At 54.3% G+C, this 15,656-nt stretch carries 13 protein-coding genes; 7 read left to right on the forward strand and 6 right to left on the reverse strand.

The window, feature by feature from the left end; all coding sequences use genetic code 11:
- Window positions 1-18: 18 nt before the first annotated feature.
- Entirely contained in the window at window positions 19-909 is an 891-nt protein-coding gene (locus tag KA369_03965) for a tetratricopeptide repeat protein (GenBank protein MBP7735107.1), read from the reverse strand.
- A gap of 14 nt (window positions 910-923) precedes the next feature.
- Window positions 924-1,871 (reverse strand): ATP-binding cassette domain-containing protein, encoded by a 948-nt coding sequence (locus tag KA369_03970; protein MBP7735108.1) that lies wholly within the window; start codon window positions 1,869-1,871, stop codon window positions 924-926.
- A 369-nt stretch (window positions 1,872-2,240) separates the two neighbouring features.
- On the opposite strand from KA369_03970, the gene KA369_03975 reads away from it, so the two are divergent.
- The 5 genes from KA369_03975 (at window position 2,241) to KA369_03995 (ending at window position 7,612) form a co-directional block, all read left to right on the forward strand.
- Window positions 2,241-3,419 carry a hypothetical protein gene (locus tag KA369_03975; protein MBP7735109.1) on the forward strand — a complete coding sequence of 393 codons (1,179 nt, stop codon included), beginning with the start codon at window positions 2,241-2,243 and terminating at the stop codon, window positions 3,417-3,419.
- Window positions 3,420-3,434: 15 nt separating this feature from the next.
- Window positions 3,435-4,079: a hypothetical protein gene (locus KA369_03980; GenBank protein MBP7735110.1), complete on the forward strand. Its 645-nt coding sequence runs from the start codon at window positions 3,435-3,437 to the stop codon at window positions 4,077-4,079.
- A gap of 150 nt (window positions 4,080-4,229) precedes the next feature.
- Window positions 4,230-4,625, forward strand: a complete 396-nt coding sequence (locus tag KA369_03985) for a hypothetical protein (protein ID MBP7735111.1) — start codon at window positions 4,230-4,232, stop codon at window positions 4,623-4,625.
- A gap of 146 nt (window positions 4,626-4,771) precedes the next feature.
- Window positions 4,772-5,923, forward strand: a complete 1,152-nt coding sequence (locus KA369_03990; GenBank protein ID MBP7735112.1) for a DUF1577 domain-containing protein — start codon at window positions 4,772-4,774, stop codon at window positions 5,921-5,923.
- Window positions 5,924-5,938: 15 nt separating this feature from the next.
- A complete protein-coding gene (locus KA369_03995; GenBank protein ID MBP7735113.1) occupies window positions 5,939-7,612 on the forward strand; it encodes a VWA domain-containing protein in 1,674 nt (557 codons plus the stop codon).
- Window positions 7,613-7,641: 29 nt separating this feature from the next.
- On the opposite strand, the gene KA369_04000 is transcribed toward KA369_03995, so the two are convergent.
- The 4 genes from KA369_04000 to rpiB form a co-directional block, all read right to left on the reverse strand.
- Window positions 7,642-9,123, reverse strand: coding sequence for an HDOD domain-containing protein (locus KA369_04000; GenBank protein MBP7735114.1), 1,482 nt, complete (start codon window positions 9,121-9,123; stop codon window positions 7,642-7,644).
- Window positions 9,124-9,229: 106 nt separating this feature from the next.
- Window positions 9,230-10,663 carry an HD domain-containing protein gene (locus tag KA369_04005; GenBank protein ID MBP7735115.1) on the reverse strand — a complete coding sequence of 478 codons (1,434 nt, stop codon included), beginning with the start codon at window positions 10,661-10,663 and terminating at the stop codon, window positions 9,230-9,232.
- Between the two features lie 66 nt (window positions 10,664-10,729).
- Complete coding sequence (locus tag KA369_04010) at window positions 10,730-12,415, reverse strand: hypothetical protein (protein ID MBP7735116.1); 1,686 nt, start codon at window positions 12,413-12,415, stop codon at window positions 10,730-10,732.
- Window positions 12,416-12,465: 50 nt separating this feature from the next.
- Window positions 12,466-12,900 carry a ribose 5-phosphate isomerase B gene (gene rpiB / locus KA369_04015; protein ID MBP7735117.1) on the reverse strand — a complete coding sequence of 145 codons (435 nt, stop codon included), beginning with the start codon at window positions 12,898-12,900 and terminating at the stop codon, window positions 12,466-12,468.
- Window positions 12,901-13,499: 599 nt separating this feature from the next.
- Between rpiB and KA369_04020 the strand changes: the two genes are divergently transcribed.
- Window positions 13,500-14,318: a crotonase/enoyl-CoA hydratase family protein gene (locus KA369_04020; protein MBP7735118.1), complete on the forward strand. Its 819-nt coding sequence runs from the start codon at window positions 13,500-13,502 to the stop codon at window positions 14,316-14,318.
- A 104-nt stretch (window positions 14,319-14,422) separates the two neighbouring features.
- Window positions 14,423-15,418 (forward strand): M23 family metallopeptidase, encoded by a 996-nt coding sequence (locus KA369_04025; GenBank protein ID MBP7735119.1) that lies wholly within the window; start codon window positions 14,423-14,425, stop codon window positions 15,416-15,418.
- The last annotated feature ends 238 nt before the right edge of the window (window positions 15,419-15,656 follow it).

The following is a 15,656-nucleotide window of genomic DNA, read 5'->3' on the forward strand; positions in this document are numbered from 1 at the left end:
CCCGCCTCCCCGATACGGCTATTTTTCGATGAAGCGGTTGCTCAGGTTGAGCTTGTGCTCGATCAGGGTGACGGAATGGGTGACGAAAAACCTGTCGCTTTTGTTCGCCAGCAGAATGCCGTAATGTTCGCTCGCCGTCCTGTAGTCCTGCAGCTTGAATGATGTCTCGGCGTAGAAATAATGATAGGTCTTGTCGTATTCCTTGCGGGTGTCTATCGCCTTGAGGGTGTTCAGGGCCTTGTAATAATCCTGCTCCATGAACAGGATCTTCGCTTTCCCCAGTATGGCGTTGTTGAAGCGGCTGTTGATCCTCAGGCACTGGTCGTAATACTTTTTTGCCAGCTGGAGCTGATGCCTGCTGAAAAACAGATCGCCGATAAGAACATAGGTGTTCAGCTCGTTCTTGTTCCATTTGAGCGCCTGGCGATAGGCGTCGATGGCCTCGTTGTCCTGGTACCATCGCTGGTAGATGGCACCCATCTGGAGATAGGTCCCGGAATACTCGGGAACCACGGCCTGGGCCTTTTTGAAGTGGAGGAGCGACTTCTGCAGGTCCTGGAGATGGAGGCAACATACGCCGAGGTTGTAGCGGAAGGGGAAAAAGAGAGCGGAATTCTTGAGGGCTTTTTCCAGGATTTCCAGGGCGCCGGCAAAATCCCCGGTCTCCATCCTGGCCGCGGCGCTGTTGTTGACCTCGGCGAGGGTGCTTTCGCCGGTGCAGTATACGATGTCGTTTTTGAAATAGATGCGGTCCCTGGGACCTGCGTCGTCCGGGTTCTTGCGGGCCAGGTGGAGGAGATAATTCAGGTACGTGAAATCCTCGCGGGCCGCGGCGGGTAGGCCCGTGCAGAGCGTTGCCGCCAGGAGCAGGATGACGGCGGGTAATGAACTGCGGGCGGTGCCTGTCATGGCGGCCCTGCCGATCAATAGAGGTGGCAGGCGACCCTGGCCTGCCGTACCTGTTTCATCGCAGGGTAATCCTTCCTGCATATATCCATGGCATGGGGACAGCGGGGGTGGAAATGGCATCCTTCCGGCGGGTTTTCCGGAGAGAGAATTTCTCCCGTGATAACGCTGAATCCGTGCTTTCCGGCCCTCGTCTCCGGGACTGCCTTTATCAGGCTCCGCGTATAGGGATGGAGCGGGCCGGCATAGAGGCTTTTTTTCGGGCTCTCCTCGACGATGCGTCCCAGGTACATCACCACGATGCGGTCGCTCATATGCTCTACCACTGCCAGGTCGTGGGACACCAGGAGGTAGGTGAGCTTCAATTTTTTCTGCAGATCATGGAGAAGGTTCAGGATCTGCCCCTGGATCGACATGTCCAGGGCCGAGACCGGCTCGTCGAGGATGATGAACCGCGGATTAAGGGCCAGGGCCCGGGCTATGCCGATCCGCTGCCGCTGGCCGCCGCTGAATTCGTGGGGATACCGGTCGCGGTGAGACGCCTCAAGGCCCACCAGCGACGACAGTTCCTCAAACCGGGCATTGATCTCCCTCTGCTTCATGGTGGTGTGAATCCGGAGCGGCTCGGTGATTGTTTTTTCCACGGTCATGCGGGGGTTGAGGGAGCTGTAGGGATCCTGGAAGACGATCTGCATGTTTTTCCGGAAGGCCCGAAGATCGCCGCGGTCCAGTTCATGGACCCGGGTGCCTCCTATGACGATCTCCCCGGCATCGGGCTCGATGAGACGCAGGATCGACCGCGCGGCCGTGGTTTTCCCGCTCCCGCTTTCCCCCACCATGCCGAGGGTCTGCCCTTCCGGTATTGAGAAAGAAACGCCGTCAACGGCCCTGATGGTCCCGGGGCGCTCGAAGAACCCGGCTTTCCTGGTCGAGAAGTGCTTGGCCAGGGCTTGAACCGAGACCATTGTCTCACGCTTTTTCTCTATTGCTTTCAACTGTTCCTCGAAGAACTTCAATGATTCATGTATTAATTATCATTCAGGAATATTGTCAACACTATTTGATCGCAGCGCGCTCTTATTCCCGGAGCAAAGCTCCGGGAATAAGAGCGCGCAAAACATTATGCGACAAAATACCCCGTAGCCTGCTATGGGTATTTTATGGCGGTTGCTTCAGGTTTTTATCATTGTGATGAAGGGTTCTATGGTTCCAGAGCTTTAAAAGAATTTTTTTATTGATTTTTTATTGCGCTAATTATGTATATAAATCAGTTTAGCCGTGTCCAAATCATGGAAAGGGCGCATTCAGGGCGTGATACAGAGGGGATGCAGGTAATGGAAGATTTTACTATCATATCATATCCGGGTACCAGAAACGATCTGCTCCTGTCCCTGAACGAATCGAGGTCCCGGTACATGCTTCCCATCGGCGGGAGGTTCCGGGTCGTTGACTTTACCCTGCGGAATTCCTTTACCTCGGGGGCCCGCACAACCATCATTTACAACAACCTTGACGATGATCTCGGGGAATATGTCGACCGGTATGGTCCCTTCGGCGACATGAAATTCCCTCCCATCAAAGTCATAACCCGCGAGTACTCCGATATCAAGGTATGCTATAATCTTATCCTGGAAAGCAACACGGAATATTACGTCATATACAACGGCGATAATCCCTCGATCATCGATTTTTCCACGATCATAAGGAAATACAAGGCCAAGAAGACCGGCGCCGTGCTGTTCCGGTTGAACCTGGACGGCAAGCCCACCATGGCCTACACGGTCCTCATCTCGGACCAGCAGACCCTGCTTGATGTGGTGAAGTCAGCCATCAAGGAAAAGAGAACCGCGCCTAACCTTTTCGAAATGATCATCAATATCCTCGTCAACGAAGGGATCGCTAAAAGCAGCTTCGACGCCTATTACTGGCCCATCAAGAACGTGCCGGAATATTACGCTCTCAGCCGGGATATCATATGGGACCCGGAAATTTTCGGCATGCTCTATCGCGAGCAGATCATCAAGAGCCACATTGCCTCGGGCGGTTTCGCCCACGTGGGACGCCACGGAAAGATCGTCAGGTCCTTTGTTTCGGATTTCTGCAAGATCAACGGCACCGTCGAGAACTCCATCATATACCCGGGCGTTGAAATCGGCGAGCAGACCGTGGTAAAGGATTCGATCATACTGCCCCATAACCGGATAGGGTCAGGAGCGCGCATCATGCGTTCCATCATCGATGAGCGCACCGACCTGAAAGAGGAATCGACCTACCTGAATATCGGGAACGGGAGCCGGATCGGGTCTAGCGAGGAATTCATTAAGAATTCCGATTTTCCCCGCTCGCTTTTTTCAAGCATCACCCTCATCGGAAAAGACTGCCGCATCGCCGACGGCGCGCGCATCGGAGGAGGCTGTTACATTGCCTCCGGACTGGGAGACGAGTTCCAGGGGTCGAAAAAATTCCTTTACGACGGAACATCCCTCATGAAACCCATCCCCGGCGTGGTATAAGGAGCGCCCGGGACCATGAGGGCAGGGAGCGCATGTGCCGGGTTTCTCCTCTGCGCGTTACTGGCGGCGCTGCAGAATCCGGCATTCCCGGCAAAGAAACAGGTTACCAGGACCATGGATTTCCACGAGTTTGCAAAACAGGTGCGGGGGAAGGAATCGTTTGCCCTGAAAGTGCGCGGCGCGCCACGTGAATCGTTTTTTACCGGGAAACGGTATGTCCATTACGAGACCGTGGCCTATATCGGCGTCGATGACATACGTTCAACGCACCAGATGCTGTACCACACGGATGAGGATTTTACCGTCATCTTCGGTAGCGCGGCTGTCCCGGTGCGATACAGCCAGGTCCGCACCTGCCTCAACCCGTCCTTTGAGAGGAAATACGCAAAGGAAGACCTTGTCGATCCCCGGTCCGCAAAAGAAAAATCTCTCCGCTCGATCATGGACGACAAACAGGTAACGGCGCTCCTCCTGGTTGAATATGGACTCGGGGAGGGTATTACATATTACGGCAGGCTCAAGACCGAAGGTTATCACCTCCCGCCACAGGAACCGGGAGGGAGACCGGAACGCAGGGAAAAAACCGTCCTGCTCATCTCAGACCGTTCCTTCCCCAACGAATGCGAGCTCACCCCCCTATACCAGGGATGGAGTTATTGACCGCGGGAACAGGCGCGGCCATCGGGAAGGCAGCCCTGCCGAAATAATCCCTCCATGAAAGGATTGACATTTTTACAAAAGGCCCGTAGCCTGTAATTGACGGCGTCTTATGGGACATATAACCGGATATCAGCTGAAGGGAGGATGACTATGAATAAAATCGTTATTTCCGTGATTGCCGCGGTCCTGCTGCCCCTCTTCCTCTCCGGGTGCGGAAAGTCCGGCGCCAGCTGTGATGATTGCTACGGCGGCACTGACTACCGGGGCCTCTATGACTGTTACGATCGTTGTGACTGCCGGTATCGCCACGGCCGCCTTGCCATGCCGGAAGAGTTTTTCGACGCCCGCGATTTTCGCCGTGACAGCCTCTATGGCGATTACCATAGGTGGCGCGATGACGAGATAGGAAAATATAATAAGAAGGGATCGCGCTGGAGCCGTTATCACCGGTATCGCCGCCATTATTATCCGTATCATGGCCATCAGGATGCCCTGTCAGAGCGCTTTTTGCCGCATATCGCACCAGATTATGAGTATGATGAATAATTCGCAGCTGTATGCCGAGAGCCGCAGATTAAAACCTACCAGCCCTATACCGGCGGTTTTTTTCTCAACATTGAACCGGTATCGTTCGATGATACAATATGGTCCCGGCGTTTATCCATGCCGGGCATTCGGGATTTGGATACACTATGTCATTTTTACGCGACAATCCACGGAAGCTGAAAAGCGCTACCCAGGTGGAAGCGATCAACAGGATAATTGAGAAGTATGTCGATTTAAAAGAGCTTTTCCTGCGCGTGGAATTTAAAAGGGAGCCGATCGAGTATCTGGAACGACCGGAAGACGATGTTCTCGTGCTGCGGTTTAAACAGCCTCTTGAAGAGGACCATGTTGAGATTTTCACGGTTTTGAGGGAGCGGTTTATAGATTTTGTTTTAGAAAAGATCTCCGCCGCCGGTCCCGCCTTTCCCGATTACAGTTATAACATGCGAATCACAAAATGCTCGATCGCCCTGGATAAGCGGGAGCATGAGCGGTACGAGTTCGTCGATGAGTTCCCCATGGCGACCAATATCGCGACGATCAAAATCAGGGAGCGCGAGAGCGATTTTAGGAAGTCGCTGTCGGTGCGGATGATCGTCGAGGAGTTCATTGGTAAGATCGACGGCGTGGATATCAAAAAGGTGCAGTACAAGGAGGACAAGGACATCACGCCCGTTGTCCAGTATGTCATGGAGTCCGGCTCCACGCTCCACATTCCGGACATGTCGGATTTGCCCCGTTTTTTCAAGGAGAACGGCGCCGTTCTTGAGAATATCAAATCCGCGGAGCTCCGGGATGACCTGCAGCGCTGGCTCCAGAACAACAATGTCAGCATCAAGTCCCTTGTCGTCATGCCGGTGATGTATCAGCCCCTGGTGGGGAAAGAATTTCCCATCGCCTACCTTACCGCCATCAACAAAGATACCGTCATAGACGCGGCCCGGGTCGAGCGGATCCGTTCGTCCATCAATGACCTCTCGGAGAGGGTGCGGAACGGGAATCTGGTAGAATCGAAGCTTCAGGGAAAGATCATCGACGTGTCCGCCGGAGGCGTAAAGATCGAGCTCGGCGACAGCAAGATGATCGAAAAGCTGGTCACCCAGAATGTCATCATGCTTGAAATGAATTTCAAAGAGGAGAATCCCATCGTCATATCCGGTCAGATGGTATGGGTTTACAAGCTCGATGACGGCCGCTGCATGATAGGCATAGATTTTCACGGTTCACGGTTCGGGCCGAGAATGAAGAGCGCTCTCGCGATTCATGTGCAGAATTTCATTTCCCGCACCAGGCACTAGTCACGGGTGTTCACGATGAAACTGAGAATGCTCCTGCCCGTCGCGTTAATTTTTTTTTACGCCGCGGCCCAGGCCGCCGAGATAGCCGTCATCCCCTACAAAATAGAAAATCCCTCCTCTGATTTTCCGGAATCAACGGGGGGAGAATATGCGCGGCTCCTTTCAGTGGCCTCCATGGTGCTAAAGGATGATGTGGAGATCACCTCTCCCCGCCAGGTACATCTGGACCTGGCACGCTGGAAGCTGTCCTCCCAGGACATCATAACAAAAGACGATCTCGACATGATGGGGAGCACCCTGCATATCGATTATTTCCTCCTCGGAAATCTCGCCCGTGGCGGCGACCGGTACCGCTCCGACAGCGTCCTATACTCGGTCCGCGACCGGAAAGTGGTTGCCAGGGCCCGGGTGTCGGACCGCGAGCTTATCGGACTCGCGCAAAAAGAAATAAAGGAGGCTTTGAGGCTGTTTCGCACAAAGTCTCCCATGGACGCAGGCGCCGGCGGCGGTTCCATGGACCTGGTTTTTCTCCTGGACCTGTCATACCGGATTAATCGGGACTGGCAGCCGGTAAAAAGCGCCGTTATCGGCCTTGCTTCGCACCTGATAGACAACCGCAGGATGGATACCAGGATCTACCTGGTGCCGTTTTCCGATACGATAGCGTATCCCGCGTCATCCATATCCGTCAATTCGATCGTGGCGGTGCGGAACGGTCTGGATAACCTGAAGCCGGCCGGCGGCGCCGGGAAGGATGATTTCATGAAATCGCTGCGCCATGCCGTGAACAGCGTGCGGTGGCGAGCCGATGCCCGCAAGGCCATCGTGGTGATATCCAATACCCCTGTCAGCTCGGGCAGCGCGGACCGACTGGGCGTTGCGGCGCGCAACAAGGGGATCATCATTAACACCGTTTCTATGGGCGGAATGTCCGGCGACCAGAGCCAGGAGTTGGGCCGGCTGGCGGAAAGCACCGGCGGCTCCCGCTCCCATGCCGCCTATCACCAGAAGATCTTTGATCCCGGCGGCGAGGCCGTTGAGCTGTACATGGAAAACGGGAGGCTTTTCAGGTCGCGGTTTCCGGACAAGGAATGGAAAAAGGGCCTCTTTTCGAAGAAAGGGTCCCGCAGTCGGCAGGGGAAGCCAAAATCATTTCTCGAGGAAGTGTTCATCAGCGAAAAGAAGGGGATACCGACACCCTATGATCTTCCCCGATCCTATTCCCGGATCACGAATGATCGGGTCATCAACGAGGAGCCGCTGGAAAACAACGTCGATCTTCTGGTCAGGCGGGGCATGACCGGGGGGAAGGCGCGGAAAGGGACCGCGGCCGTTTCAGCCGGGAAGGCCCTCATATCTGATGGAAAGGTTTCGTTCTGGGTGTCCGCGCCCAGCGAGGACTTCATCAAGTACTTTATCGACCGACAGGAAGCCGGCCATATGTTTTCCCTGGGTGTCATGGTGAAAAAGGACGTCAACTCGGCCTACGGCGTATCCCTCGTGCCGGTGATCAAGGGCATCGGGCCGGATTACCTCCCCCAGTGCATCAAGGCAAGCCTGAGCGATATCGTGCGGCGCGCCGAATATTACAGCGCCAACGGCCTTTCCTTTCCTCCCGTGTGGTTCGTCGATGTGAAGGTCGACAACAGCGAGAGATCACGGGGCGGCGGCGACATCAGGGGACGGTAGGCGGCCCCCTTCCATCCACAGGAATAATCTCAACTGTTTTTCGAGGGTTCGAACTTGGTCTTTATTTTGGCGTGGAGCTCCGTGAATTTGTTTATATCCAGGAGATTATACTTTTCGAGAATGCCCTCGTCAATGTAATAGAAGCTGTACCGCCGGTCCTCGATGCCGACCATCATGTTGGCAAGGTAAATGGCATAGACGACGTCTCGGTATTTGGCGCTGCAGTTGTAGGGCGAATGATGGTAATTAATGGCCTCAACGAGGTATTCGGGGAAATTCCAGTTCTTGGAAATCATTGATCCGATGGTGGAGTGGCTGATGCCGATGGATATTTCCTCCATGGTGGTCGTGGTGATTTTCCTGTTGTTCACGATGTCGGCGATCCTCTTGACGAGTTTTTTGTCGGTTGCCAGCAGCACGATCTTTCCCAGGTCGTGGAGGAGGCCAGCCATGTACACGTTTTCCACAATGGCGGACTGCCGGAAGGTCAAGGCGATGTTCCGCGCGTAAAATGCCACCCTGTTGCAGTGCTCCCATATCATCTCGAAGCTGCTGTACCGCTCGTTCAAGATGCGCCGCGCGTTGCTCGCCAGGAGAATGGCCTCGAGATTCTTAAGGCCGATCGTTACCACGGCGGTCTTGATGTCCTCGATGCGCTTGCCCGGGACGATGCCCGCCGAGTTTGAAAGCTTGATCACGTCCGAGCTCAGGGCCGGGTCTATCTTCAGGTTCTTGACGATGGCGTCCATGGTTGAGTCGGGGTCCCGGCAGAGATGCTGGAGCTGTATGATCGTTTCCGGGAAGGTCGGGATCCCGTCGATCTCGTTAAGAATGTGCTCTTTCACCTTCGTGGTTATTTCACTCGATTTCAGGACAGAAGGAATCGCGAGGGAGGTGATGGTGGCTTTTCCCGTTTTCTCGATATTATAATTGTGGGCGTCGATGCCCATGTTCTTCAGGAGCAGTATGGTCAGAACGATGCCCAGGCCGGCACCTTCGGTATCGTCCTCGATCTCCGAATAGGCTTCGGAAAAGTCGTTGTACTGGATCGCTTTCTGGATGCGGTAATTGATCCGGTCCAGCTCAACGGTCAGGATCGGCGAATTGTTCGCCACCGTGATCTTGATCATGTCCGAATCGTGCTCGAAGGAAATCTGGACATATAAATCGCTCCGCTTGAGATCGTCCTCGATGGAGTCGAAATCGCCCACAACCTCTTTCTTGAACTTGTCCATTCCTTTCTGGTACTGCGGGGCGTCATTTATGTCGAGATTGTTCTTCATGAAAAAGGCCCGCTTCGTGTTCGCCTTCAGCGCGTTGATAATGAGCTCGCGCAGGATGGTGATTATGGAATTCAGAAGATATATCTGGTCGTTTTTCGACAGGAGCCGCGCGAGCACGCTGTTGAGAACCATGAGCACCTGTTCATTGACGTATTTAAACAGAAGTTTGAGAGGTTCTCCCTTCTCTATCTTGGCGGATATTATTTTTCTATTGGTTATATCAACCATGTCGGTGATTATAATTGTTCAGAAAATTGTGGATGGTTTTTTATGTACATCCGTTCAATCATAATAGGAGGGTTAATCGTTACCGTCAAGCAATTTATGGAGCCATTTATTCAGGGGGTCGATGCCGATCGAGAATTTCCCGGGACAGGGCGGTCAGCTTTTCCCGCTCGTTCAGCTCGGGATTGTCAAGAACGGTCTCCAGGAGCTGGTTCAAAATCATCCCGATTATCGGCCCGGGCTCAAGGCCGAATTCCTCCATGAGAATCGTGCCGTTTATATTCAGGTCGCGGACCGAAAAGGCGTTTTCCTGCTCTATGACATGGTCGATCCGCTGCTTCAGCCGGTTGATCGGCGCGGGAAGGCCCTTCCGGGCGCCGTTCCCTTTCCGGTCGGCCATGCGCAGGGCGAAGAGGTCCTCTATGTTCTCGAGGCCGACTTTGCGGATGAAGCGGCGCACGGCGCCGTCCGTCCATTCGTCGGTATAATGAAACATGTGGTTCAGGATCAGGTTGTTGACCGTCTCGATCTGCTCATTGGAGAACTTGAGGCGCTTCATGATCTTTTTAACCATCTTGGCGCCGACGACTTCGTGATTGTAAAAGGTAAAATCGCCGTCCTCGCCGGGATGCCTTGTCGGCACCTTGCCCACGTCGTGGAGAAGCGCGGCGAGTCGTATCATGGGGTGCTCGCGGGGGGCGGCGTCGCACGAATAGACGCTGTGGTAATACACGTCATAGATATGGTAGCGGTTCTGCGAAACATCGTGGCATTCCGCCAGCTCCGGCAGGAAGAGGGGAAGGAGTCCGGTCGTCCGCAGGTATTCGATGCCCAGCGACGGCTTTTCCGATTCGAGGATCTTGAGAAACTCATCGCGGATCCTCTCGTGGGAAACGCCCTTCACCACGCCGAGGGTCTCGGTGATGGCGCGGAGGGTTTTTTCCTCTATGGTGAAATTGAGCTTCGAGGCGAAGCGGCAGGCGCGGATGGGGCGGAGGCCGTCTTCGGTGAAGCGCATAATGGGATCGCCGATGGTGCGGATAATGCCGCTCTGCAAGTCGCGGAGGCCTTCCACGTGATCGATGAGCTCGCCGGTGAGAGGGTCAAAGGCGAGCCCGTTAATGGTGAAGTCGCGGCGGTCCACGTCGATCCTGAGGTCGTTCGAAAAGGAGACCGAATCCGGATGGCGGCCGTCGATGTATTTTCCGTCGGAGCGGTATGTCGTGATCTCAAACTGCCACTGGTCCGCCAGGACGGAAACCGTCCCGTGCTTTATGCCCGTGGGGATCGTCTTGCGGAACAGCCGCGTGATCTCTTCGGGCCGCGCATCAGTGGCGAAATCGTAGTCGTATATTTCATTGCCCAGGATGAGGTCGCGCACGGAACCGCCGATGAGATAGCACTGAAAACCGGCGTCGCGAAACCTGCCGGCGATATTCAGTATCGTCGGCAGGATGTTTTCCGGGATGGCAATGTCGAGATTCATGTTCTGCATGGGGGAAACGTACCGGTCGTTAACATTAAATTGGGCGTTTTTGGCCATTTCGGCGCTTTGGGGCAATTAAGTATCAGGCGCCGCATTAGTCAATGGATTTTTCCGGGGGGCCGGTTATCTGATCTCCGAGCCCTGGTAGGGTCGCGCCGTAACCGGCTTTGACGGCTCCGACTCGTGGTTGTAGATCGTGTCAGGCTTGTAGGAGTCATAGGCGCTCACCGAAAAATAGTAGAGGACCGTGTTCTGCAGCAGTGGGTACTGCAGCTTGTTGAAGCGGTCATGGCTCCTGTTTTCATCGATGACATCATTGGTTATCGTTACCTGGACGAAATTTCCCGCGCCCATGGCGTTGGTCAGCCTGGCGCCGCCCGCGGTCGTGATGACGCCGTCATAACGGCCCGGCGTGATCCCGTAGTAAATCTTGTATCCCATGAAGTCATGGTCGACGTTCTTTTTCCACCTGAGGACAACCCTTCGGTCACCCGAGGAAACGTTCTCGACCATGAGGGGCGGATTGGGAGGTAGATCGAGGCGGTAGTCGAGCTCCACATGGGAGAGACGCGGCGCCCGCTTGCCGTCGGGCGACGCGACGAGATGGGCCCTCCATTGGTAGTACATTCCCCGGAGAAAGTCCCCCTCGCCCTGCTTTGTCAGGAATATTTTTTTCTGGTTGTTGGCCACGCGGTACCATTTGAGGTCGATATCGCCCGCCCTGAAACTGCGGTCGGCGATTCTGAATTCCATCCAGACGAAGGTATCCGCCCCGGCATCGTCCTTCCAGCGGAACTCCTGTACCTTGGTCCCGGTTCCGGCAAATCGGTACACCGGGCTCGTAATGACGCCTTCCACGTTATAGGGAATACGGCCGATCCTTCCGACGGAGCGGTAGTTCCGGTAGGCCAGCTCGGTGGTCTTTTCAAGGTCCTCGAAATGGCGGTATGATATCCTGAATTCATCGATCAGGCCCGCGTAGCTCCTCCCGATATAGGCCGGTGGCGCGTCGACGCAGTGCAGGGTGCCATCGGCATTGCGGTATCCGAAGGAGGGCGCGTACACGCCGTTGTAGGCCTCGCCGCTCTCGGTTACGTAGACGACCTCGTCCTCCTCGCCGTCAAGGTATTTCGTCAGCTTCCCGCTGAGGCGGTCGAAGCTCAGGCTGAAGTGATGCCATCTCATTTTCGAAAGCGCCCTGCCGCGGCGCAGGACCACGTCGTAGCTTGTCCGATCCGGCTTGTCGAAGATACCGTAGAGGCCGGCAACGAGGGAGCCGTGCGAGATGGTGACATCGATGCCCCGCTTGGTCCCCGATATGTATCCGACCCGGGAAAAGAGTACGCTGCCGTCTCGCAGTTCATAGGGCATGAACCTGAATTCTATGGTGAAGGAGCCGAGGTCATCGCAGGTGCCGAGCCATGCCCCCTTGACGGTTTCTATGGTGACGCCGTGCTCTTTCTTGAAGAACTGGGCGCACCCTTTGCCCAGTGCTCCGTTGCCGGTCGAGAAATTATAATCGCTTGCGATGACCCGGTAGTGGCGGGTATCGTCCCGGACAAGGCGCCGGGAGGGCGTGTTGAAGGAGAGAACGATATCGGTAATCAGGGGATCGCTCGATCTGCGATAGGTCAGGTCTTTTATGCCGTAGGCCGTGCCGCCGCCGGGAAGGGGTATCGGCTTAACGTTGTGCAGGCACTCCCGGGGGATCGAGGGAAACACGATGGTTCCGCTCGAGTCAGGACGCGGCGAAAGAAGTATCCCGCACAGAGGGAGCAGCAGCAGCAAGCGCATTCTTCGTACAGACATGTCTCGTTCCCTGGATTTTTCTCGGTGGCACACTGTTATTGTCTATGCAATCAGGCCTCTTCGAGGCCGTTGATTTTTTCAACCCGCAGCTGATGGCGCCCGCCGTCAAAGGCAGTGTTGAGCCACCGGTCCACGATCCTGAAGGCCAGCTCGTCGCCGAGAACCCGCGCGCCCAGGCAGAGCACGTTGGCATTGTTGTGGCGCTTCGCCATCTCCGCCATGAACTCGTTGCAGCAGAGAGCGGCCCGGATACCCTTCATCTTGTTAGCCGCCATGGAAACGCCGATGCCGGTGCCGCAGATGATGATGCCGTATTCCAATTCACCGCCCTGTATCTTCCGGCACAGGGCAGCGGCGTAGTCGGGATAATCGCATGAGTCTTCGGAATGGGTCCCGGCATCGTCGAATTCTATGGCGCTGAAATGCTTTTTGATCGATTCTTTCAATCTGAAGCCGCCATGGTCTGAAGATATTCCGATTTTCACGATATTCCTCTTAAGTTGCTCCGGTACTCCTCCTGAGGTGACATATGCCAGATTTTTTATCAATTACAATTTGTTTATTCGATTAAATTCTGATTTAAATCGAGCCACCAATGGCTCATCACGCGAATAGACGCTCCGGTCAAGTATTGACACAGTGGGCAATCATGAGACATGGAGCGATCAAAAGTTATCCACAATGTCATAAGCAGTATATTTGGTATATTCTATAATTCTGTATTATCGATATCACCGTGAACAATGAATCTCAAACTTCATTCCATGTTTTTTTTAATCTCTAACCCTTGATATTTCCAGCAGATTTTTTATGTCGTATTTATTATTTCTGAGTATGATGTGATATCTTGGTACGATGCCCGGGTCTTTTTTATGTCCACAGTCTGTTTTTGATGGGGAAATGTGGATAATGTGGATAACTTTGTGGATAAATTGACAAATTTCCCCATCTTACCATTTTTTTATTGCATAATTTCTTGTTCTTTTTAGGTTCAACTCGATCAGTACCGATGATAAAAGTAATGAGCTTTTTTCCGGGCTGAGCCGGTATTTGCCGCATCAACGGCTTAACAGGAGTAACGCATATGGATTACAAGTTTTATTCGGTTGAGAAAAAGCCCCCGTTGGCATGGGTTTATTTGAACAGGCCCGAAAAAAAGAACGCCATGAACGCCCCGGCCTGGACCGAGCTCATCCCGATCATGAAGGATCTCGATGATGATGACCAGATCCGGGCCATAATCGTCGCCGGCAAAGGCACCATCTTCAGCGCCGGCATTGACCTCATGGGAATGATCCCCGAGCTGCCCGAGCTTGTCGACAAGGAGCAGAAAGGCGGCACCAAGCAGAATCTCTATAAGAAAATACTCCTCATGCAGGAGGGATTGTCCTGTATCGAAACATGCCGTAAACCGGTCATAGCCGCCGTCCATGGCAAGTGCATTGGCGCCGGGTTGGACCTCATCACGGCCTGCGATATACGGCTCTGTACCGAGGACGCGGAATTTTCCCTGCGCGAAGCGGCGGTGGGCATCGCGGCTGACATGGGGGTCCTCCAGCGCCTCTCCAATATCTGCGGGCAGGGCATCACCCGCGAAATGGCCTTTACCGCCAGGAATATCCAGGCCGGGCGCGCGAAGGAAATACACCTGGTCAATGAAGTATACGCGAACCAGGATGAGCTCATGAAGGCCGCGGAGCGGCTCGCGAAGGAGATTGCGGACAATTCCCCCGTCGCGGTGAAGGGAACGAAGATCGTGCTGAACCAGCTTGCGTCGGCCCAGGTGAAGGAGAACCTGGTATTCAATGCGATACTGAGCGCCGCCATAATCCCGAACAATGACCTGTTCGAGGCGGTTACCGCCTTCAGCCAGAAGCGGAAGCCCAACTTCAGCGGATCCTGATGAGCCGGACCATGGAGTGACACCCGGGCGTTCCTCCATGATAAAAAATTGTTGTAAATATAATAAAATATGCTACTAACGAATATAGAAAGCGCGCAACAGCCATGAAGGTAAAAATCAAACAATACCACGGGAAGTTCCGCCTCAAGTTTTTTGAGAAGTACTACCTCTTGCGAAAGAAGTTCTTGAAATTCTGGGACAGCTTCGTTGAGAAGGGTCATGAGAAAATGACCGTCATGTTCATCCCCCACAACGAGCGGAAGATATTCAATTTCCAGATTTCGAAGTTCACCATATCGTTTTTTTTCCTCCTCTTCCTGGTCGTCCTGGTGACCTCGTCCTATGCCGTGATCAGGCACGCGGCGGTGAAGCGTGAGGAGCAGCGCCTCCTCATGACCTACGAGGACATCCGCTCCCACCTGCTGCGGTTTGAAAAGCTGACGAACAGCGTCTCTGAACTGGTGGAGGAGATTAAGCCGGATGTCGAGGAGCTTTACGAGCTTACAGCCGGGCCCGAGGAGATCGGAACCATATGGGATATGGACCAGATGGACAAAAAGGATTACGAAGAACTGCGGAAGATGCAGCATATCCTCCCGGAGGAGATATTCACCATCAAGGAGCTCCAGCGGGATATTCTCTGCACCACCAATACGATAAAGACCGTTAAGAATTTCGTCGACGTCCGGAGCAAGGTCGTTCGTGATACTCCATCGCTCGTGCCGAATCCCGGCCATATCACTTCTCTCTTCGGCTGGCGCCGGTCGCCCTTCGGCCACGGACGGGACTTCCATTCAGGCATTGATATCGCCGCGCCGCCGGGCACCGAAATACGCGCCACGGCCCCGGGTAAAGTTACATCGGCGGGGTGGAGCGGCGGATACGGCTGGATGATCCGCGTCCAGCATAAGTATGGATTCGAATCGGTCTATGCCCACTGCCAGCGGGTCGCCGTGAACGGAGACCAGAACGTCAAGAAGGGCGAAGTCATCGGCTACGTGGGGCAGACGGGGAACGCCACCGGCAATCACTGCCATTATGAAATCAGGCTGGGCAATATACCTATCAATCCATATCCCTACATGAGCAGGATATGGTAATCAAAACAACGCCTTCTCCATCCTCTCGCAGATGAAGTAATCAACAAACCCTCCGATCCGAAGGCCCTAGATGAACGGTGTGACAGCTATTTCCGCCGTTCAGGAGTGGTTATCCCGTCATCGCCCCCGTTGCAAGGCTACCGCGCAAATATGCCGCCCCGGTAAAATTTTTTGTCAAAAACAGATTAATCACGCTACTAAATGATTACAAGAGTCTTAACGCGCACGGCCGTATCCC

It is taken from the genome of Spirochaetota bacterium, from assembly GCA_017999915.1.
Taxonomy (GTDB): Bacteria; Spirochaetota; UBA4802; order UBA4802; family UBA5550; genus RBG-16-49-21.